We start from the raw sequence: 22,057 nt of genomic DNA, 5'->3' as shown, positions 1-22,057 counted from the left end.
AAGCTTTTCTCTCAATTGCTTCGGGAATTAAAGCAAGAAACCCCCTCCCGGTATTGACCGGGAGGGAGCAGTTCTTTTCGTTAGCTCATCGATCAGATCAAGTTATCGTCCTGATTGACCGAATGCATCTGATCTACAACACCGCCTTCTTCAGTTACGATGGTGTTGAAGTCGTCAGCTTCGAAGTTCTCCGCAGAGAGGTCTTCTACGCTGATGCCGTTCAAGGTGTAGGTGTGACCACCGTTATCCAGAACCTCGATCACAACACTGTTGTTCTCTTCCGTGATCTGAACCTGTGATGCATTCAGATTACCGAAATCAATGGTGTCGGTAGCAGGGTCGAAGTTTGTGATGACTTCTTCTGATGCCCAATCCCAATTGATCTGAACGGTATCGCCTCCGATTGCTCCATTGCCATTGGCCGCAGCTGCAAGAGCTGGTTCAGGAGCATTCTGAGCCTCACGAGGTCCAGTTTCCTGTTCAGCTTCCTGAGCAGAAGCGGCTACTGCATCATCATCTCTGTCATCGGAAGCAGCTGCTTCCTGTGCAGTGGTTGATGCTTCAGGAGCCTCTGGAATGTAGGTAGAGTCTACACTTTCAGCTTCGGACTGAGTTCCCACATCTGCCAGATTGTCAGCATTTGACAGGAAGTCATCAATCTTAGCCTGAGCAGCTGCATCATTTGCGATGATGCTGTTTGCTGTCAGATCAGCTACGACAATGCCAACCAGCAGAAGTGACCGACCACCGTTACCCGGCAGAGTGAACAACACACCATTGTCGGTCTGTTCCACTTCGAACTGGCCGCCGCCAATCCAACCGATGTTCACGGTATCCTGTTCCGGATTGAAGTTTGCGACTTCTTCCTGCTTGCCCCACTGCCAATCCAGTGTGAACTCACGAGGTGAACCATCGCCCGGATCAACAGGGTCAACCGGATCCACTGGATCTACAGGATCGACCGGGTCAGGATCTGGGGTTGGGTCTGGGTCCGGAGTTGGATCTGGATCCGGAGTTGGGTCGACAGGTGGCTGTGAATCTTCACCGCTGAGCAGATCAAGGATTTCCTGCAATGTAGATGGATCTTTGATGTCGAAGTTATCGGCATTCAGATCCTCAAGGAACACACCTTCCAGCAGGAGGGTTTGTCCACCATTTGAAGGCAGGGAGATCACGAGACCGTCTTCAGATTCTGTGAAGCTGATCTGGTCTGCACTGATCCAACCAATGCTAATCTTATGTTCCGCTGGGTTGAAGTCGGTGATAACGCTGTTTTCACCCCAAGCCCATGTGAACACGACCACACCATCACCTGGAACCTGACCTGGAGTGCCTGTACCCGGATCAACTGGGTCAACCGGATCGACTGGATCAACTGGGTCCGGATCTGGATCAGTTGGGTCGACTGGATCAACCGGATCGGTTGGACCGAAGTCACCCGGTCTGGTCTGGTGGCCATCCGTTGTGTCGCCAGCTGGCGCTTCCGGAGTCAACAGGCCTTCACGGCTGACGAGGGTAACGTCATCCTGATCAAAGCCGAATGGGACTTCAAGGTTATCTTCCATGACCTGATCGAAGTGGAACTCCAGCTGACCTGGGACCAGATCATCAAGGGAGATGCCTTCGAACAGGAAGCTCTGACCACTTGGCAGAGTAGAGATCAGCAAACCGTCATCAGTGTCTTCAACGCTCAGACGCTCACGTGTACCGTAGTACAGGAAGCTGATCTTCATGGATGATGGGTCAAAGTCAGAGATAACTTCGTGTACGCCGTACTCGTGGGACCGGATGTAGACTGTGTCGTCTTCGCGAGGGCCCACGCCTTGTTCCCAAGAGACCACGCCACCAAGATCTTGACGGAGGTGTTCATTGCCGACCACTCCGAAGTCTGAGATATCGACATCCTGGTAGGTGACGCCCTGCACGATCTGTGCAGAAGAGCTCCATGGGCTGTCGAGAACAATTTCACCGGCAGGTGACTTTGTCACGATGAGACCGTGCACAGAAGTTCCGCCGAAGTCCAGCTCATCCCGATCAGGGTCAAAGCCAACGATATCGTCTGCGTTTACGTCAGCGCGGAACTTAGAACCACCTTCATCGGTCGTGCCGGTGACTGTTGGTGGGTTTGAACCGTCATTGTCGTAAACAAGCTCGTATCCGCCGCCCTGACTTGGGTCCGGCACTTCAACGGTCTCACCAATGGCAGAGACGACTTCGTTGAACGCAGACTGTTCTGCGACAGAGAAGTTTGCCAGAGACAGATCGGAGAGTGTCACACCCTGGAAGATGGTGGTGGACATGATGTTACCAAACTGATCAGTGATCACGATGCGGACTGTTTGTCCGAGTGCATCACCGCTTTCTTCGAAGATTTCGAACTGTTCGCCAGTCACACCTTCCAGAATATGGATCATGTCAGAGGATGGATCGAAGTCTGCGATGACCTGAGACTCACTGTCCAGACCGAGCATATACATGTCACCAGTATGACCGCCATGACCATCATCGCCGTCACCTGGATGACCATGACCGTCATCACCATCGCCTGGGTGACCGTGACCATCGTCACCATCACCCGGATCTACAGGGTCTACCGGGTCAACGGGATCCACAGGGTCTACCGGATCAACAGGATCGGTTGGTTCTTCTGGCTGAGTGTTTCCGCCAACAAGGTCTCTGATCAACTCAGCAGCTGACGCATCCTGAATGGAGAAGTTAGCCAATGTCAGGTCAGCAAGGGCAACTCCGGCCAGGAGTAGCGTCTGCCCACCATTGGATGGAATAGAGAAGAGCACGCCGTCTGGTGTCTCGGTCACTTCAAGCTGGTCAGCACTGATCCAGTCAACGAAGATCACACCGTCTTCAGTGTCAAAATCGCTAACGACTTCCTGTTCACCATAGGACCAGGTAACAACCACATCGGCATCTTCTTTTGGAACACCAACGCCTGGCAGAGGGCCGTTCAGGCCTTCTTCTCCAGTCAGACGATCCTGGAAGTAGTCGATTGCTTCGTCAACAGTTGGGCTTTCAAAGCCGCCAAACTGCTCAACATATTGCAGAATAGAAGTACCGTACTCATCCTGAGAAACGTTGCCGCCTTGCAGGAGAGCGAGTGTACCGTAAGCACCGCGCAAGTGGGCTGCAGCCAAGATACCCGTCAGTGTGAGGGTTACGCTGACATCCTGACCGTTCTGCTCGTAGGTAAATTCCTGTCCAATGAAGTCATCCAATGACTGACCACTGTTGGACAATCCATTTTCAATAATCTGGAGGTTGAAGCCAAACGCTTCCTGGATAGCGACTTCCTGAGCTTCAGGAGTCATGAATTCTTCTAGAGAATCGACGCCATTCTTACCGGTCCAGGTGCCATCCCAAGTGTTGGTGGCTGCGCCGTTGCCGTAGAAGACATCATCATCATAATAGCCCAGATCGATAAGCAGGGCTTCACCAAACTGGTAGCCGACGAACCCAAGTGAGTTGGTGGAGCGATAAGACATCGCACTCCATTGGTCGTCGTTCAGATCCCCCCAACTGTCATACTCTGGAAAGAAGTCTTGCACCGGACCGCCTGCCCATTCGTTGAGCTGCCAATCCTGAATTCTGCCGTCGTTGTATCTTTCGCGATCCCAACCGGATTCGAAAGCCCGCAATGCGTCACGGAATTCGTCATATGTGCCACGATAGTCCATTGTATTCCCTCAGTTTTTATTGAGAGGTTCCAGACAACTCCGAAATTAATGGAGCAAGCCGAATTGCTAAGGTCCGGAAGGCTCACCGAGCCGCTCTCGTTAAAAAACGAACGCTGATACGATCTGACTGCAATTTTGTTCTTTGCGTTTCCAACAGCGCATTGTTTGCAGTGCATCTGATCGCTTCCGCGTTCGACGGGGCTGATTTTTCTGGAAATTGGGGCCAAATTTCGAAAGAAAAATGGAGTATTTATTACAGACGAATTTAAAAAAATCTCTGCGAATCAATGTTTTACATCACAGAATACCGTTTTTGGAATCTGAAGATTCTGTTTTCTCTCAGTATTTCCGCAGCTTAACGATTCTATAGATTTAGAAAGACCTTTGGTATTTTATTGGCGTTTAAGCTGCCTTATTTGCCTTATTTGGCTCGTATTACTTTAGGATATGTACCTACACATTCTTGTGAATTATGCGGATATCACATGTACCGCACACACCATTAGGCTTCCGACTCAGACTGCCTAAACAATCCCTAAAATTCTACCCGCATACATTGCTGATTTTAGTGATCGGCATTTGCCCCCAGAATGAGAATGGTGACTAGCTTATTCTGGGAGGAAGCTATGGCCACAATCGCTATGAGCATGGCTTTGGCTCTGTGCTTTACATCCATTGCACTCTTGTTTCTTGCCGTGAAAAACAGGTGGGCGGCTCGCTCCAGAGTGCTCAAGCGCAAAGCACCGATCAAAGGCGAGTTTTCGCTTCATCCGCTTAATCTCATCAATGAGGAAGAAGAGAAGATCGAGAAAAAGCGCCTTAAGCGGCGGGACGATCTTTAGGGTACTTGCGTCGGGGCTGTTTAAACAGCGGAATAAACGGCCTGCGCCACGCATCCGGGAACACAGGCCGCAAAGCATGATTATGCTGTACTTAGGACGGACGTAGCTCTGACCAGGATTTGCCGAGGTTCTGGCCTTTTGCCAGATGACCCCACTTGGTTTCCAGCATGCGGTCATCAAGGTGGTAGACCGAGCGGAGCAGGTCGGTTGTTACAACATCCTGCGGCGTTCCGTGGGCAACCAGCTTGCCGTGGTTCAACACAAAGATCTTGTCGGCATAGACGCAGGCCAGATCGATATCATGAAGGACTGCGATAACACCGCCACCTTCATTGGCGTAGTTACGGCCTGTTTCGAGTACGTCGATCTGGTGCTTTAGATCCAAACTCGCGGTCGGTTCATCCAGAAACAGATAGTTGGCACGGCCATTTTGTCTTGGTTCCCAAACCTGACAAAGCACACGAGCCAAATGAACACGCTGTTTTTCGCCGCCAGACAGTTCCTGATAGTACCTGTTCAGGTAGGACGTGAGGCCGACACGATCCAGAGCTTCCAAAACGCGTGGACGTAATTGCTTTGCGCTTAGGCCATGACTGCCGGAGACCAGACCCAGCATAACAACCTCTTCAACCGAGAACGGAAAGGACAGCTGCGAGCTTTGAGGCAACACCGCACGGCGGCTTGCAAGCTCAACTGCCGGGACTGACCAGATAGACGTTCCATCCAGCATTACGTCGCCTTCAGATGGCGACAAATCACCCGTCAGGCACTTGAGAAGCGTCGATTTGCCGGCGCCATTGGGGCCGATGATTACTGTCAGTTCTCCCGGACAACTGCGGAAGTAGACGTCTCGGAGAAGTTTTTTTGTGCCAACGCTAACCGTGATGTTTATTGCCTCAAGCATCTGGAATCCTCACAATTGGACTTGGTTTTTGCGGCCAAGCAGGATGGAAAGGAACACAGGTGCGCCAATAATTGCCGTGATGATGCCGATTGGCAGTTCAGCAGGCGCGACCACCGTTCTGGCAACAACATCAGCGGCAACCAGTAAGGATGCACCGAGCAACGCGCAAGATGGCAGGAGGAAGCGGTGGTCTGGTCCAATGAGCAGTCTCAAGACGTGGGGCACAACAATCCCGACAAAGCCAATTGCACCAGCCGCCGCAACAGAGGCTCCGGTTGCACCCGCAACCAGAATAATAATCAAACGTTTGAGGTGCTGTGTGTTGAACCCCAGATGAAAGGCTTCAGCTTCACCCAACAGAAATGCATTCAAACCTTTTGCGATGAATGGGAGAGAAGCGAGCACAGCCAGAGCAAAAGGAAGTGTGGACCAGACTCTTGGCCACGTGGAACTTCCCAGTCCGCCCATGCCCCAGAATGTCAGGTCTCTGAGTTCTTCGTCTGTGCTACCGAAAACGAGAAACCCTGTGACAGCACCAGATAATGCGCCAAGCGCAATGCCTGCCAGCAACATGGTCGCGATGGAGGTTTGACCTCGACAGGTTGCGACTTTGTAGAGCAGGGCGGTTGTTGCAGCTCCGCCGACAAAAGCCCCCCATGGGAGGAGGTAGACCGAATAGTCATCCAAAATCCATGCAGGCAGACCGGAAGACAGAGTGATCACGCAGACTGCGGCGAGGGCAGCACCTGATGAAACTCCCACCAAACCCGGATCAGCAAGGGGGTTTCGGAACAAGCCTTGCATCATCGCACCGGAGGCAGCAAGAGAGGCGCCGACAAGACATCCAAGTACCGTTCTTGGCATACGAATATCCATCAGAACGACTTTGTCTCGGAGAGTGAGTGCGGTTTCATCACCAAAGAGCCAGTAATCAATTGCACCGAATATGTGTGAGACTGAAACCTCTGTTGGCCCAACAGCCAACGAGACGAAGCAGACAACCAAAAGCAACAGGGTTAGTGCCTTAACGGCGTACTGCTGGCAGATTTCTCTGCTTGTTCTTGCATGGGTTACTGGTGACTTGAACGCCTCAGACAGTGTCATCTCACTCATTGCCGCCTGACCTCACGATTTTATGTCAGATTTAGCTGCGATTTTCACAAAGCGATCGCTCAGATCTCGAAGGGCTTGCGCTGTGCGAGGGCCGAAGCCGAGGAGATAGACGCCATCCATGACGATGAGATTGCCGTTTAGGCCTGCAGGGGTGAGGTTGAAACCTGGTTCTTTGAGAATTTCTGATTGGTCGCTTGAGCCCGGACGAGACATCATCATCACAACATCAGGAGCCGCTGCAATCAACGCTTCTTTAGAGACTGGTTTGTAGCCGCGCAGGTTTGCAAACACGTTGGTTGCGCCAGCTAGTCCAATCACGGCATGAGCCCCTGTTTCGCGGCCTGCAACCAGCGGTTTTCCACCTCCTTCAGAGATGACAAAGACAACTTTGAGCGGTTTTGCTTGCTGATGTGCGTAGGCTATTGCCTCATCAAGATCTGCTTTGACCTTCGCTTTCAGCGCTTTTGTTTCCTCTGGAAGCTGCAATGCGGTTCCGACCACATCAATCTTCTCAAGAATGCCTTCCGGGGAATAAACCTCTTTCACTTCCGTCAGCTTGATAGAAGCAGCTTTGAGGACATCAACCGCCGTTGGTGGGCCAGAACCTTCCATCATGAGGATATGATCTGGATTGGTTGCGAGCACGCCTTCTGCACTAAGAGCTCTCATGTAACCCACGTTGGGAAGCATTGTTGCCTCCTCGGGATAGAGACTAGTGGTGTCGACAGCGGCCAACCGATCCTGAGCTTCCAGTGCGTAGACAATTTCTGTCAGAGATGAGCCAATCGAGATAATACGCTGATCATTTTGTGTGCCCTCAGCCTGGACCTGACCGATAAACACTCCAAAGAACAAGCTCAGGAGCGCTGCGGCCACATAAGGAAGCATGAGAGAAAATGAATCGAGGGCTCTGGTTAGAACACGCATGGTAGCACCCATTTGAGAGGAGGTATTTCATTCCTTCGGGCATGAGTGGCTTCTGGCTTCCCAAATTCGCCCAGTTTGTAAAACGCTATCTTTCAAAATAACATGAGTGAAATACTCATATTTATATATCGGGTCAATCTCTAAATTGAGCTGGGAAGGAAGACAGGCAAATATAAGAAATAATACTTGACTATTAAATTCATATTTTTCTACATACGCGGATCGAGAGCCTTTTAAAGGCGTATCGTTAAGACCATTTTGCCAGCCAAGCGGTTTAAATCGCTAGCCAGCCTCCGCATACCCCTCCCATTCCTATTGTGGTATGTGTTTTGAGAGTGGCTCTGAAGACCTGAAACTTTGCTGAGCTTTTGACTGGAAAGGCTCATGTACTAATTGGCTAAGGAGTTCCGGCGTGTACATCGCAATGAACCGTTTCCGCGTGGTGCGGGGCAAAGAAGAAGAGTTTGAAACCGTTTGGAAAAATCGTGAGCGTCACCTGAGCTCCGTTCCCGGCTACATCGAATTTCGTATGCTCAAAGGCGAGACAGCTGAAGACCATACCCTTTATGCATCCCATACCACCTGGGATACCTATGAGAATTTTGTCGGTTGGACGAAGTCTGAAGCGTTTGCGTCTGCTCATAAAGGCGCTGGCACCCGCATGAACTTCTATCTAGGCGGCCCACACTTTGAAGGCTTTGAAGTCATCCTGACCGAGACCCGCGAAGTCGCTTAAAGCCTTCCTGACTGGAAGCTGCAACTTGCTGTAGCTTCCTTTCTCCCCCGTCCAAAGTATCAATTGCGCCGCTATACTTTGTGTGCAAATTATTTGTATGCAAAATTTATGGAGTGTCTGTGATGCGCTTAGATAATTGCATTTTTTATCTGCTTTCCCGCAGCGCCAGAAGTGGTACGCGGTTTTATAAGAAGCAACTGGAAGAACTGGGGCTCACACCGGTGCAATCCATTGTGTTGCAAGCCCTTGCTGTTCAGGACGGATGCACAACGTCTCAATTGGGCAAGGCTGCCGAACTGGACAATGCAACACTTACCGGTGTGCTGGACCGGCTTTGCCCCGCCGGGTATCTGGAGCGCAAAGCAAGCCCGGAAGACCGACGGACCCAGCATATTTTCCTCACCAAGCAAGGTCAGGAAGTTTCCGAAATTCTTGACAGTTTAACCGAAGACGCGAACGCCAGATTTCTTGCGGAGCTGAGTGATCGTGAGAGAGACGATCTCAAGGCGCTTCTCACTCGGCTTTAAGCTGGGCGCTCAAGTTCATTTGAGCATTGTTTTCATTGCGTAATCTGATTGAACACCAGCAGTCACTTGCGGGATTACGCCTTTATCTCAAAGATTTTCAATAGGACGGATTGAAAAGATGGACGTAAAAGTGATGTCAGGACTGGAGTTCCTGAAAGCCATGCAGAAAGCGGGCAATCGTCCGCCAATGGCGGAAACCATGAATGTAGACCTTGATCGCATCGAGGATGGTCTGGTTCGTTTTAAATGCATGCCAACGAATGATCATCTCAATCCGGGCGGCACAGTGCATGGCGGCTATGCTGCGACAGCGCTGGATTCCGTTCTTTCTCTTGCGGTTCAGACCAAGCTCAAAGACGCCTTCAATTTTCGCGGCACCTCAGAACTCAACGTCAAGTACATACGTCCCATTAAGGTAGGGCAGGTTCTTTACGCTGAAGGCCGCGTGGTCAGCATGACGCGCCAGACCGGGATCTCTGCCGGAGAAATCGTCGACGAAGAAGGCAAAATTTACGCCTACGCTTCTGGAACTGTGATGATCAAACCAGAATCCTGATCGCATAGTTTTGGATAGGAGCACATAATCGCCTCTATGTGCTCCTTCTTTTGTGGACAAATTAGCTGGCTAAATTAATTTATTTTTGTCTGCTATATTTCCTGTTCCGTTGGTTGAAACTCTTCAAAACTGCCAATTAATTAGAATTTATAGCCTTGAAATTGTGTCTTTTTATTCGATTAAATAATAGTTACAATGAAGGGCGCAACAATACGCCCTACCCCTAAGGAACTATATTTTACAATTGCACGTAACATAGTTTACACGCTATACGTGCTTATGGTGTTCCTGTGATGAGAAATCCGAAGCTATTTAGTGTAATGTGCTCTCGGATTCGTCTCTATCCAAAAAAAAGCGCTTTCTGTCATGCTGCACTCGATCTCGGACCGCTCGCTCGTTTCTCGCTTTGGAATTTCTCCCTGGTCATCCACCAGCAATCGTAAAAGTGACGCTGTCTATCTTTATCTGGAAGAACAGATCATCGTTGGTGCTCTTAAGCCTGGCGAAGCAATTGCCGAACAGACGGTAGCTGATGCGTGTGATTGCGCGCAGGGAACTGTACGTGAGGCCTTGCTTAAACTTCAGCAGTCCGGTTTGGTGGTACGGCACGATTACAAAGGCACTCGTGTTGCGGGTATCAGCCGCGCAGAAGCTGTCGAGATCGTCAAAATCCGCATGCAGCTGGAAGAGCAAGCCGGACGAATGATTGCCTCCAATATTTCCGGCGAGACACGCGATCGGCTCTTTGAAATTCTAGATGCTATGTGTCAGGCAGCCGATGACAACGAGGTGTTTCTTTGCAGCGCTTATGACCGCCTCTTCCATGCAACCCTGTTCCGTCAGGCAAACTTGCGCGGACTAGAGCCAATTCTGGAACGTTGTGCGCTCCATATGCATCGTGTGACGCTGTCTCACCGAGACATTCCACTCAATGGTGCTGACATTCATGAAAAGCATATTGCGATCATCGAAACGCATTGCAATGGCACGCCTGAAGAAGCTGCAAACGCTGCGCGTGGGCATGTGAGCTTCCTGTTTGACCGCTGGATGTCAGAGCACACCTTCCTTAGTCTTTCCATTTAGACCGTCGCCAGCTTTCTACTGGAGCAGCGCATAAAAAAAGCCGGAGTGCAGAAGCATCCGGCTTTTGTTGTTTCTTACGCTTGTGCGTTGCTTAAACGTCGAGGTTCGCAACAGATAGAGCGTTGGTTTGAATGAAGTCGCGGCGCGGCTCAACTTCATCGCCCATCAGCTTGGTAAAGATGTCATCAGCTGCGTCAGCTTCCTTGATCTTCACCTGCAGCAAAGAGCGTACATTCGGGTCCAGCGTGGTTTCCCAAAGCTGTTCTGGGTTCATCTCACCCAGTCCCTTATAGCGCTGCATGGAGATGCCACGGCGCCCTTGCGCGTAAACAGCCTCCAGAAGAGCTTGTGGGCCGCGAATTTCGACAGACTTGTCTTTACGCACCAAAGATGCGGCCTTGTGATAGACCTCATCCAGATGCTTGAAGTAGCTGTCGAGGCGACGCGCATCTGCAGAAGCCAGTAGGGCAGCATCAATCGTGGTGACTTCTTTCACCCCGCGAACAACACGGCTGAAGATGAGATCACCCTCTTCTGTTGCTTCACCTTCCCAACCACGCTCAAACTCGTCAGCCAGAATGTCCAGGCGACGCGCAATGTAAGCTGCAGCTTCCTGCGCTTTTTCGTGGTTGTGTAGGTTGTCGGAGTTCAGCGCACCGGCAATTGCAGCCTGCTCGACAACAGCTTTGTTGTAGCGGGAATGCAGGCCGTTGAGAACGTCGGAGATTTCACGAGCCTCATTAACGACGCTACGCAGGTCTTCACCCATGCGCACTTCACCGCTTGCAAGGCTGAGTGACGTCTCATCCAGACCACTGCCGATCAGGTATTCTTCAAAGGCCGCTTCATCTTTCAGGTACTGCTCGGACTTGCCGCGCGTAACCTTATAAAGCGGAGGCTGAGCGATGTAGACGTAGCCGTTTTCAATCAGATCAGGCATCTGACGGAAGAGGAAGGTCAACAGAAGCGTACGAATGTGCGCACCGTCGACGTCCGCATCGGTCATGATGATGATCTTATGGTAGCGGAGCTTTTCGAGGTTGAATTCCTCGTTGCCGATACCTGTTCCCAATGCAGTGATCAGCGTGCCGATTTCCTGCGAGGAGATCATTTTATCAAAACGTGCGCGTTCGACGTTCAGGATCTTACCCTTCAGCGGCAGCACAGCCTGATTTGATCTGTCACGGCCCTGTTTGGCAGAGCCACCCGCGGAATCACCCTCCACTATGAAGAGTTCAGCTTTAGAAGCATCGCGCTCCTGACAATCGGCCAGCTTACCGGGTAGGGACGCGATATCCAGCGCGCCTTTGCGGCGTGTGAGCTCGCGAGCTTTACGAGCAGCTTCGCGAGCGCTCGCAGCTTCCACCACTTTGGAAACAATGGACTTTGCTGGGGCCGGGTTTTCTTCCAGCCATGTAGACAGCGCTTCACCAACGAGGTTCTCAACCACCGGACGGACTTCTGAGGAAACCAGCTTGTCTTTGGTCTGGGAGGAGAACTTTGGATCAGGCACTTTTACAGAAAGCACGCAGGACAGACCTTCGCGGCAATCTTCGCCAGTTGGGTTTACTTTCTCACGCTTCAGGATCCCTGATGAATCTGCGTAGCCGGTCAACTGACGTGTCAGAGCGGCGCGGAAACCAGCAAGGTGCGTACCACCATCACGCTGTGGGATGTTATTTGTGAAGCACAGAACGTTTTCGTGATAACTGGAGTTCCACCACATCGCCACTTCTACAGTGATGCCGTCTTTTTCGGCAATCATTGTAACAGGCTCTTCGATGAGTGGGTGCTTGGCACGATCCAGATAACGAACGAAAGCTTCCAGACCACCTTCGTAGTAGAGCTCTTCAACGCGAGGCTCAACACCACGATTGTCTGTCAGGATGATACGGGCACCGGAGTTGAGGAAGGCCAGCTCGCGCAGGCGGTGCTCAAGGGTGTCGTAATCAAACTCAATTTTGGTGAAGGTTTGAGGAGATGGAGTGAAGGTCACCTCCGTACCGGATTTACCCGGAGCGTCGCCGACAACTTTCAAAGGAGCTTCAGCCTCACCGTGATGGAAGCGAAGGAAGTGCTCTTTGTCATTGCGGAATACACGCAGCTCCAATGTGGTGGACAGTGCGTTCACCACAGAAACACCCACACCGTGCAGACCGCCGGATACCTTGTAGGAGTTGCTGTCAAACTTACCACCAGCGTGGAGCTGAGTCATAATAACTTCAGCCGCAGAAATTCCCTCTTCCGAGTGAATATCTACAGGAATACCGCGTCCGTTATCGGTTACCGAGACAGAACCATCAGCATTCAACGTAACGGTCACATAATCAGCATGACCGGCCAGCGCTTCATCGATGGAGTTGTCGACAACCTCATAGACCATATGGTGCAGGCCCGAGCCGTCATCGGTATCACCGATATACATGCCGGGGCGTTTACGTACAGCATCCAGGCCTTTCAGCACTTTGATGGAATCTGCACCGTATTCACCTGCGCCATTTTCCTGCTCAGGTCCGCCATTTTCAGGGGTCGACGTTTCGCTCATTCGAATCACTTCACACAACGGTTTTCATTAGGGTTCATGTTATAATTGGTTGGGCAAATGGTTCAAGCAATCTGGGAGTTTAAGCGCTCGTAAACCAAGGGAAATATTGCATAAACACTATTTTTAAGGGGGGATAATTTCCTTAGCGTGCATCCCATGGATTTGCTTGCACGATTAGCACCCCAAGTTTTCATTTTTGTGCCTGGCATTTTCTGAAAATTGAAACGACTTATCGGTGATATTGCTACCGTGTAATCATCAGTACTGCGATGCCGAGAAGTCCCAGAGAAGCCAGTCGATTAATCAGGTACATCGTCTTTTCCGACCTCAAGAACTGGCAAAATTTGACTGCCAGAAATGAATAGGCACCGTTGATGATCAGTAAGATGGCTGACAGCACAGCGGCGAGTTCAACAAAGCCCAGCAGGCTCATTTCCTCAACGCTGACCAAATTGGGCATGAGCGCGAGGTAGAACATGATTGCCTTGGGGTTTGACAGGTTGAACAATAGCCCAGCAAACAAGGATGTCTTCGCAGAAGATTGTGGTGGGATTGAGTTGCTGTCATCCTCGGAAGGAACTGCATTTGCGCTCTTCCAGATGCCCCAGGCTAAATAGGTTAGATACGCAGCACCTAACCACTGCAACACCACGAATGCCTCGGAGAAACTGCTGGCAATTGCTGCTAGCCCCAGTGCAGCCATCGAAAACCAGAGCAGATCACCGCTCAATAAGCCCAAACAGAACAGCACTGCACCGCTGCTGCCAAAGCTCATAGCGCGGGCGATGATTGCAAAAACAGCAGGGCCGGGAATGATCGCTAATGTGAAAAGCGTGCCACCGAACAGGGCAAGGCTGGTTACATCCATAAAACTACGGCAGTTCTTTCGTGGTGACGAGCACTTTCAGTTTACGGCGCCGCAGTCTTCAGCAAGCACTGTATTAAAAGGCTGATTGCTCAGCGGGTCACCATGGTTGCTGCCACGCCGACCATCACCACGCTGGAACTTCTGTTCAGGCGCTGGAATGCTTTTTGCGACGAAATCAGCTTCTTTGCAGAGACCGCCAGATAGGCATAGATGCCGAAGACGATGAACAACACACTGGCCATAGTTGCTGCCAGCTCCCAATAAGCCAGCAGGTTGATCTTATCCATGGGCACAATGTTCGGCATCAGCGCCATATAAAAGATCACGACCTTTGGGTTGGACAGGTTCATTGAGAGACCAGCAAGCAAGGCTGTAAAACGTGAGGACGCCTCTACAGCTGCATCACCATCTTGCGTTGGGGATACGCCTTTTGAGTTCCACATCCCCCAGGCGACGTATAGCAGATAAGCGGCTCCAACCCATTTGAGCACCATAAAAATAATCGCGTAGTTGGTTGCGATGGCTGCCAGCCCCATGATTGCGAGCGTAAACCAAAACAGATCACCACAGATCATACCGACAACGAACATAGGTGTGCCACGCATGCCTTGTCCGAAAATACGGGCAAGCAAAGCGGCGATACCGGGACCCGGTGTGATGGCTGCAGCGAACAAGGTTCCTGCAAAAAACAAAAGAACTGCCAATTCCATTTTATTGCTCTTCTTATCGCGCCACGATTGCGGCAGCGGTGCCAAACATTGCAACACTCGCGCTCTTATTCAATCGAGACACGGCTTTTTCTGAGGTCAGGAGGCTTCGTGCCCGTACGGTCACACCAATATAGATTGCAAAGACCAGTGACAACACGGCAAGCGTAACAAACATCAACTCAACCAAGCCAATAGTTGTGATGGTTTCCATAGGCACCACGCTTGGCATCAAAGCCGCATAAAACAGCAAGCCTTTAGGATTGGAAAGCGTGATCAGCATGCCGGAGACAAGTGTTTTGGCACTGCTTTTGGTGTTTTGCGTTATGGCGGCGGTGCCTTCAGTTGCCTGCGCTGTCTGGAGACCACTGGCACGCCAGAGCTTCCAAGCCAGAAACAGCAAGTAAGCAGCGCCTGCGTATTTAACGATGGTGAACGCCAGTACATAAGTACTCGCCAGTTTTGCGAGGCCCAGGATTGCCAGAATAAACAGACACATGCTGCCAATCAGCATGCCAGAGACGAATGTGAGTGTACCTTGCAACCCAAAACCGAGTGTACGCGAAACCAGTGCCGTAATCGCAGGGCCCGGTGTGATGGCAACAACAAACAGAGTTGCCCCAAATACGAGGAGAATTTGCAAGTCCATGGGGGTCACTTAGGTCAGAGATAGAGCGCTTAACGCAGTTTGCGTATTCTCATCGGAAAGCTTGTCTCTGCTTTTCCAGAATACCGCCCAAGACTAATCACAAGGATATTTCGCTGACAAGCGAGATAAAAGTGGCTTGCCTTCAAGCCAGCTCAATGATGGCACTTTTAACTTAGCGTGATACCACCGTTTGCAACCTCAAAAATCTGTGCGGCACTTGGCAGGTCTTTGAAGAGGTTTTCGTCGGTGCCAGTCATGAAAACCTGACCGCCCAGAACTTCCAGCCGTGTAAAGAGAGCTTCGCGGCGGCCCGGATCCAGATGGGCGGCGACTTCATCCAGCAGCAGGATCGGGGTCATGCCGGAAATCGATGAGGTGAGGTCTGCATGTGCCAAAACCAAGCCAATCAACAGCGCTTTTTGCTCTCCAGTTGAAGCTTGCGCGGCGGGCATTTGCTTTTCGCTATGGACCACGTAGAGGTCAGAGCGGTGCGGACCATCCAGAGTACGCCCTGCGGCACGGTCGCGGAAGCGGCCTTCCACCAGCAAATCCCGATAGCAATCTTCCCGATCTGAAGCGCTCATGCCGATGGTCGCGGTTTCAAACGCGCCTTGCAGGTGGATTTCTGCGGACGGGAAGGGGAGGCCGAGCTGCTTTTGTGCTTCCAGTGTTTTGGCCAGCAAACTCACGGTTTCACTACGAGCCAGAGCGACAGCGGTGCCCAGTTCAGCAACCTGCGCTTCGATGGCATCCAGATATTCGGGTGTTCCGCCCTCAGACAACAGGCGGTTTCGCTGGCGCAAAGCTTTTTCAAAGCTTGCAACCATTCTGCCATGAGACGGATTGAGGGAGAGGACCAGACGATCGAGAAATTTGCGTCGATCAGAGGCTGAGCCCGTAAACAGGCCATCCATGGACGGGACCAACCATAACACACGAAGGTATTCCAGAAGAGCTTCGGAAGAACGAGCTTCCTCGCCGTCAATGCGGACGCGGCGTCCCGGTTCTCCGGCAGTTAAACCTGTACCGATGCGGGTCTCACCAAATTCTCCATCCAAGATCGCGCTGACAGCCCAGCCGCCAGATCCATCGGCACGGGCAATATCGCCCAGTGTTGCGCGGCGGAGACCACGACCAGCGGAGAGAAAGGAGATTGCTTCGAGAATATTGGTTTTGCCTGCGCCGTTATCGCCAACAAAAGCGACCATTCGGCTGTTCAACTCAACGCTTGTCGCGTTGTAGTTTCGAAAATCCGTTAGCGCGAGGCGAGTAAGCGCCACAGGCACTGGATCCGACATTCAGGCTCTCTTTGGTTACATGAATTTTGAGCATATTCTCATCCGAAAATTGGCCGCTATTTTTCGGGAATATGTAGCAGAAGAAAAAATGCCCCCGGCTTAGGACCGAGGGCAAAACATTTAAACGCGCATTGGCATCAGCACATAAAGCGCTTCATCACTGCCTTCATCGCGAACGAGGGTCGGAGAACCGGAATCTGCAAGCGTAAAGAGAGCAGAATCTGCTTCCAACTGAGCTGCGATATCCAACAGGTACTTGGAGTTAAAGCCGATCTCGAATTCTTCGTTGTCGTACTCAACTGCAACTTCTTCAGTCGCAGAACCAGAGTCCGGGTTGGTGACCGTCAGAACGATCTTGCCTTCGCTCAGGGACATTTTGACTGCACGGCCACGATCAGATGCGATGGTGGATACGCGATCAACTGCTTCCTTGAAAGCATCACGATCAACGCGCAGTTCCTTGTCGTTTCCTTTTGGAATGACGCGCTCATAATCCGGGAAGGTTCCGTCGATGAGTTTTGAGGTCAGGATGATGTCACCAATAGTGAAACGGATCTTGGTTTCAGAGATCTCAACTTTGATCTCAACTTCCGGATCATCCAACAGCTTCTGAATTTCGCCAACGGTTTTACGCGGTACAATGATACCAGGCATACCCTCGGAGCCTTCCGGCGCCTCAAGCTCAGCCTGAGCGAGGCGGTGTCCGTCCGTTGCGACAGCGCGGAAACGCAGGCCTTCTCCGATATCCAGAGAATGCATGTAGATACCATTGAGGTAGTAGCGGGTTTCTTCCGTAGAGATCGCAAACTGAGTGCTGTTGATCAACTTGCGGATGCCGCCGGCGGTCATGGTGAAGCTGTGAGTGAACTCACCAGCAGTCAGGTCAGGAAAGTCAGTGACTGGCAGGATCTGCAGCGCGAAGCGGGAGCGCCCGGCGCGAATTTCCATAGTGCTGTCATCACCAGACGTTTCCAAAACAACCTGAGAACCATCTGGCAACTTGCGCACGATCTCGTAGATCATGTGAGCTGGCACTGTGGTTCCACCTGGCGTTTCGACCATTGCCGCGATGCTTTCCACGACCTCAAGATCCAAGTCGGTTGCCTTAAGCTTGAGGTTGCCACCTTCAGCCTGCAGCATCACGTTGGAGAGGATCGGAATGGTGTTCCGCCGTTCCACCACACGGTGTACGTGGGTCAGAGACTTCAAAAGCTCGGTCCGCTCAAGTGTCACTTTCATGCGAAACGTCCATTCTTCTGGGCGGAGCATCGCGCCGGTGCAGCGAACTCCGCGAATTACTAATACAAATTGCCCAGTTTCAGTGCAGAGGCCCACTTGGTCTACACTTGCCCACTATGCCGAGTTTAACCTCGTGCAGGGTCGTTCAAACTGCACGTTTAGCTCGCAAAATGCAAGAGGGGCGCTGCAAGCAGCGCCCCAATAATCACCAAATTCCTGCATGGAGTCCAGATGGCTCCGTGTAGAGGACGCTTATTAGAGCACGTTGCATTCACGCATCGTGCTCTAAGTTCTTTCCTTGAGCTCATTCAGATCATTTGATTGAAGCCAATCAAATGGAATGCGCTCTAGGCGTCCAGCATACGCTTCAGCAGCTCCAGCTCCTGCGCAAGACCGTTATCTGCCTTGGAGAGCTCTTCGATTTTACGAACTGCATGAAGTACTGTTGTGTGGTCACGATTGCCGAAGCGACGACCGATCTCTGGCAGAGAACGTGGGGTCATCATCTTAGCGAGATACATAGCGATTTGACGAGGACGCACGATGGTGCGTGTCCGGCGTGCAGAAAGCAGATCTGCTTTTGTGACGTTATAATGTTTTGACACAACGCGCTGAATGTCTTCGATTTTAACGCGGCGTGGTTCAGCTGCACGGATGAGATCACGCAGAGTGATTTCAGCCATTTCCAGAGTTACCGGAGAGTTTGTCAGCTGGTTATGTGCAACGAGACGGTTCAGAGCACCTTCCAGATCACGACCTGAAGAGGTTACATTGCGTGCAACGTAGTCCAGAACGGCCTCCGGCACAGTGAAGTTCGGGTATGAGCGCTGCTGAGCACGCATACGATCTTCAATGATAGCGCGACGAAGCTGAAAATCTGGTTCGGAGATATTTACGACCAAACCACCTGCCAGGCGGGAGCGAACGCGATCATCCAGGCTTTCCAATTCAGCCGGAGCGCGGTCAGCTGCAACAACAACCTGACGAGCACCATCAATCAATGCATTAAGAGTGTGGCAGAACTCCTGCTGCACCTGCTTGCCGTGAAGGAACTGCATGTCATCGATCAAAAGAAGATCGATAGAACGTAGAGTTTCCTTGAAGGACATTGCAGACTGCGCCTGAAGCGCGGCAACGAAGCGGTACATGAAATGCTCTGCGGTGAGGTACAGAACACGGCGACCAGCCATACGGGCCTGATTTGCAATCGCCTGCATCAAGTGGGTCTTACCAAGACCTACAGAAGCATGGAGGTAAAGCGGGTTAAAGGTTACGACACCGCCGCCTGCAACTTGCTTTGCTGCTGCAAGAGCCAGAACGTTGGATTCACCTTCAACAAAACTTTCGAAGACGTATTTCGGATCGAGGGATGCCCCCTCGAGTACGTCTTTAGAGGAAAGGTCGGAACGACCACCTCGACCGCCCATCATGGATGGCATTGGGGACGTTGCGCGCAGACCAACAGGATCATTTACCTGAATTGGGCGCATATCAGTCTTGCCACCCAGTGCTGGGCGTGCAGCTGGCTTAGCCGCTGCAGGACGGGGACGAACGGCACCGCGAACGGTGAGCTCGATCTTATGAATGTCATCACATTCATTTTTCCAAAGTCCCATCAGACGCTCTGAATAATGAGACTGAATCCATTGCTTCAAAAACCGCGTAGGAACAGACAAACGAACGGTGCCGTTGGTGTGCCCTTCCATGTCTACACGTGCAAACCAGCTGGAGAATACATCTTCACCCAACTCAACACGTAGACGTTTCTTAACGCGATCCCATTGCTCCGGCCCTGGAGCTTCCTGAACGTGCATGCTCGCCTCCTTGCAGCCGTTGAGTATTCCGCCACAGATACTCAACCATCAAATCTATTGCGCTCATTTCGAGCTTTGTTGAACCAGACGCTTTTTTATTTCGTTGCCATTAGACAAAAACATCACATCGGTGTGGCGCCCACACACCGTTGCTAAATTCTAATATTTCTTGGGAGCTATCCTTGGCTCCACGGAAGACCTTGAGCCTTCCACCCAGAAACCGAGCCTCGATGACCTTCAGCATCATGACCGCCTTCAAAGCCGTCTGCCACGTTGTAGCAGTTTTTATAGCCAAGGGCTGTCATCGCGATCGCTGCTGCCTTACTCCGAACTCCAGAGCGGCACAAAAAGAAGATTGCAGCGTTTTGGTCAAGTCCTTTTTGCGTCAATGCGTCAGAAAGTTGACTCGCAAAGCCCTCATGAGGGCCATTGGATGGGAAACCCTGCCATTCAGCAAGGATGACTTCCTTCTCCAATTTGGAAAGATCCGGAATGCCTACGAAGGTCCATTCAGCCTTGGTTCTTACATCTACAAGAATTGCAGAACCATCAGCTTTAAGGCTCTCGAAAACTTCCGTTACGCTTCGATCACCTGCATAGGACTCATGCATAGATACTTCCATTTACTAACCTAGACGCATTACGTTTGCTCACCCAAATGAGTAAGCCACTATAAAAAGACTCAAAATCGAAATTCAAGAAAAATCAGAAGGAAAAGCAACAATAGCAGCAAAATGACGCAACAACTCTAGTAGTCTAAATTGCAATTACTATAAAATGCAACGCCTAGACTTTACGCCATCTGACCAGCTTTGCCCGACCCTGGTTCGATTCTTCTAACTTGTATGCTGGGATCGGGTAGCAACCCGACTTCTTCTTGACCATACACAGCCGATTTTGGTCCCGCAATAGCGGAAAGTTTACAAAACGCAAATGCCCTTTCTGTGACGCAAGGTCAAGCTCATATGTCGTCAACGGCTAAGTTCGGCAAAAAGCAGTGAACTCAACAACTTTCTCGATATGCGCTTGGTTAATGGTGGGCCCGGGAAGCGAATAAAAAAAAATTATCCGGCCATCTCTTGACTCACCAAGAATCTGCTCATTTCAACTGTGACAATTTTAACCTAGAGCCAATCCATTGTTTTTTAAGGATTTTCCTTGACAGGCTCCGAGACTAGTCCACAGGCTATCCGCCGTGAAAATGCCCCAGTTTTATCCTAGGGTAAGCTTATCCAGCTAACAAAAAAGCCCGGCCATACGACCGGGCTTTTTTAGTCCAAAAAAATTGGATTAGGCGCCGAGTGCCTTAATGCGGGCATTCATGCGGGATACTTTGCGAGACGCAGTGTTCGCATGCATAACGCCTTTAGTAGATGCACGCATGATTTCAGGCTGTGCAACTTTGAATGCTTCGTTAGCAGCTGTCTGGTCACCCGCGACAATTGCTTCTTCCACTTTACGAACGTATGTACGTACGCGGCTACGGCGAGCCTTATTAGTGGCCGTCTGGCGAGCAATTTTACGTGCCGCCTTCTTGGCCGAAGGAGTGTTGGCCATGGGCTCTGTCCTGATCTGTCAGTAAGAACTGTTTTCAAATCGCGAACGAGACCGCCCAAAGCCGCCCCGATCAAACGAATTCAGTGACGAACAAAATCCGCCTCTGGTTGTGGAGCGCTTATAGTTGGGAGTCTGAGCCTCGTCAACGAAAAAAGGTGTAGACCTGCCTAAAAACGGCTTATCCGTCTTCGAATTCAGGTTTTCTCTTTTCTATGAATGCCTTCATACCTTCTTTTTGATCGCTGGTTGCAAACATAGAATGGAACAAACGACGCTCAAAACGAATGCCTTCAGCAAGTGTTACTTCGTAAGAACGGTTTACACTTTCCTTCGTCATCATAACAATTGGAGTCGAGAAACTTGCAATCTTTTCAGCAGCTTTGATTGCTTCAGCAACCAGATCCTCATTTGCGATAACACGAGAAACCAGACCAGCGCGCTCAGCCTCTGATGCATCCATCATACGGCCTGTCAAGCACATTTCCATTGCTTTTGACTTGCCAACAAGCCTTGTTAATCTCTGTGTACCACCTGCACCCGGCATAACGCCAAGTTTGATCTCTGGCTGACCAAATTGCGCAGATTCTGCTGCCAGAATGAAATCACACATCATGGCAAGCTCACATCCGCCGCCCAGCGCGAAGCCTGCGACCGCTGCGATGATTGGTTTACGCTTTTGCGCGATCTGATCCCAGCTGGTGATGAAGTCCATCAGATAGGTCTGCGGATAGTCGTATTCTGCCATCACTTTAATGTCAGCGCCCGCCGCAAAGGCTTTCTCGGAGCCGGTGATGACTGTCGCGCCAATTTCAGGGTCACGATCAAATACGTTCAGTGCTTCATCAAGCTCAGCGATCAGGTCGCTGTTCAATGCATTCAATACTTTCGGGCGATTTAGCGTAATCAGGCCAATCTTGCCGCGTGTCTCAACCAGAATATTCTCGTAGGACATATGTCCCTCCCAATAAAATCAACTTGGATTTCTGCCCTAACATTGAAGAGT

Annotated in this window: 19 protein-coding genes; 5 read left to right on the top strand and 14 right to left on the bottom strand. The window is 51.0% G+C overall.

All coding sequences use genetic code 11. The annotated features are described in order from the left end of the window. Positions 1-92: 92 nt before the first annotated feature. Positions 93-3,689: a hypothetical protein gene (locus PsAD13_RS02260; protein ID WP_063317168.1), complete on the bottom strand. Its 3,597-nt coding sequence runs from the start codon at positions 3,687-3,689 to the stop codon at positions 93-95. 626 nt (positions 3,690-4,315) lie between these two features. Between PsAD13_RS02260 and PsAD13_RS02255 the strand changes: the two genes are divergently transcribed. Then, on the top strand, positions 4,316-4,531 hold the full coding sequence (locus PsAD13_RS02255) for a hypothetical protein (RefSeq protein ID WP_063309066.1): 216 nt from the start codon (positions 4,316-4,318) through the stop codon (positions 4,529-4,531). A 91-nt stretch (positions 4,532-4,622) separates the two neighbouring features. Here PsAD13_RS02255 and PsAD13_RS02250 read toward each other — a convergent pair whose 3' ends face one another. From PsAD13_RS02250 to PsAD13_RS02240, 3 genes are read right to left on the bottom strand one after another with little or no spacing between them, the layout of a single operon-like run. Then, positions 4,623-5,435: a heme ABC transporter ATP-binding protein gene (locus PsAD13_RS02250; RefSeq protein WP_063309065.1), complete on the bottom strand. Its 813-nt coding sequence runs from the start codon at positions 5,433-5,435 to the stop codon at positions 4,623-4,625. 9 nt (positions 5,436-5,444) lie between these two features. After that, positions 5,445-6,548 (bottom strand): iron ABC transporter permease, encoded by a 1,104-nt coding sequence (locus PsAD13_RS02245; protein WP_063309064.1) that lies wholly within the window; start codon positions 6,546-6,548, stop codon positions 5,445-5,447. A 12-nt stretch (positions 6,549-6,560) separates the two neighbouring features. Continuing rightward, a complete protein-coding gene (locus tag PsAD13_RS02240; protein ID WP_244275087.1) occupies positions 6,561-7,475 on the bottom strand; it encodes an ABC transporter substrate-binding protein in 915 nt (304 codons plus the stop codon). A gap of 412 nt (positions 7,476-7,887) precedes the next feature. Between PsAD13_RS02240 and PsAD13_RS02235 the strand changes: the two genes are divergently transcribed. The 4 genes from PsAD13_RS02235 (at position 7,888) to PsAD13_RS02220 (ending at position 10,377) form a co-directional block, all read left to right on the top strand. Next, positions 7,888-8,211, top strand: coding sequence for an antibiotic biosynthesis monooxygenase (locus PsAD13_RS02235; RefSeq protein WP_057463125.1), 324 nt, complete (start codon positions 7,888-7,890; stop codon positions 8,209-8,211). 122 nt (positions 8,212-8,333) lie between these two features. Further along, entirely contained in the window at positions 8,334-8,738 is a 405-nt protein-coding gene (locus tag PsAD13_RS02230) for a MarR family transcriptional regulator (protein WP_063317167.1), read from the top strand. A gap of 118 nt (positions 8,739-8,856) precedes the next feature. Further along, positions 8,857-9,294, top strand: a complete 438-nt coding sequence (locus PsAD13_RS02225) for a PaaI family thioesterase (RefSeq protein ID WP_063317166.1) — start codon at positions 8,857-8,859, stop codon at positions 9,292-9,294. Positions 9,295-9,660: 366 nt separating this feature from the next. Further along, the gene (locus tag PsAD13_RS02220; protein ID WP_057463128.1) at positions 9,661-10,377 is read left to right on the top strand and encodes a GntR family transcriptional regulator; all 717 of its coding nucleotides are present in this window, start codon (positions 9,661-9,663) and stop codon (positions 10,375-10,377) included. Between the two features lie 91 nt (positions 10,378-10,468). Here the strand turns inward: PsAD13_RS02220 and gyrB are convergent, their stop codons facing one another. From gyrB to PsAD13_RS02170, 10 genes are all read right to left on the bottom strand, one after another. Beyond that, complete coding sequence (gene gyrB, locus PsAD13_RS02215) at positions 10,469-12,922, bottom strand: DNA topoisomerase (ATP-hydrolyzing) subunit B (RefSeq protein ID WP_063286294.1); 2,454 nt, start codon at positions 12,920-12,922, stop codon at positions 10,469-10,471. Positions 12,923-13,166: 244 nt separating this feature from the next. Further along, positions 13,167-13,790 (bottom strand): LysE family translocator, encoded by a 624-nt coding sequence (locus PsAD13_RS02210; protein WP_063317165.1) that lies wholly within the window; start codon positions 13,788-13,790, stop codon positions 13,167-13,169. A gap of 89 nt (positions 13,791-13,879) precedes the next feature. Then, on the bottom strand, positions 13,880-14,500 hold the full coding sequence (locus PsAD13_RS02205) for a LysE family translocator (RefSeq protein WP_063317164.1): 621 nt from the start codon (positions 14,498-14,500) through the stop codon (positions 13,880-13,882). 13 nt (positions 14,501-14,513) lie between these two features. Continuing rightward, the gene (locus PsAD13_RS02200) at positions 14,514-15,146 is read right to left on the bottom strand and encodes a LysE family translocator (protein ID WP_063300364.1); all 633 of its coding nucleotides are present in this window, start codon (positions 15,144-15,146) and stop codon (positions 14,514-14,516) included. A 167-nt stretch (positions 15,147-15,313) separates the two neighbouring features. Further along, a complete protein-coding gene (gene recF, locus PsAD13_RS02195; protein ID WP_063317163.1) occupies positions 15,314-16,444 on the bottom strand; it encodes a DNA replication/repair protein RecF in 1,131 nt (376 codons plus the stop codon). Positions 16,445-16,564: 120 nt separating this feature from the next. Beyond that, on the bottom strand, positions 16,565-17,683 hold the full coding sequence (dnaN, locus tag PsAD13_RS02190; RefSeq protein WP_063286480.1) for a DNA polymerase III subunit beta: 1,119 nt from the start codon (positions 17,681-17,683) through the stop codon (positions 16,565-16,567). A 347-nt stretch (positions 17,684-18,030) separates the two neighbouring features. Beyond that, a complete protein-coding gene (gene dnaA, locus PsAD13_RS02185) occupies positions 18,031-19,497 on the bottom strand; it encodes a chromosomal replication initiator protein DnaA (protein WP_057463134.1) in 1,467 nt (488 codons plus the stop codon). 176 nt (positions 19,498-19,673) lie between these two features. Further along, a complete protein-coding gene (locus PsAD13_RS02180) occupies positions 19,674-20,108 on the bottom strand; it encodes a rhodanese-like domain-containing protein (protein WP_063317162.1) in 435 nt (144 codons plus the stop codon). Between the two features lie 679 nt (positions 20,109-20,787). After that, positions 20,788-21,054 (bottom strand): 30S ribosomal protein S20, encoded by a 267-nt coding sequence (rpsT, locus tag PsAD13_RS02175; protein WP_057463136.1) that lies wholly within the window; start codon positions 21,052-21,054, stop codon positions 20,788-20,790. A 178-nt stretch (positions 21,055-21,232) separates the two neighbouring features. Further along, complete coding sequence (locus PsAD13_RS02170; protein WP_057463137.1) at positions 21,233-22,006, bottom strand: enoyl-CoA hydratase; 774 nt, start codon at positions 22,004-22,006, stop codon at positions 21,233-21,235. Between the last annotated feature and the right edge of the window lie 51 nt (positions 22,007-22,057).

This window comes from Pseudovibrio sp. Ad13 (genome assembly GCF_001623225.1).
Lineage (GTDB): Bacteria > Pseudomonadota > Alphaproteobacteria > Rhizobiales > Stappiaceae > Pseudovibrio.
The sequence above is the reverse complement of the archived record's forward strand: the minus strand, read 5'-3'. Positions and strand labels throughout refer to the sequence as shown.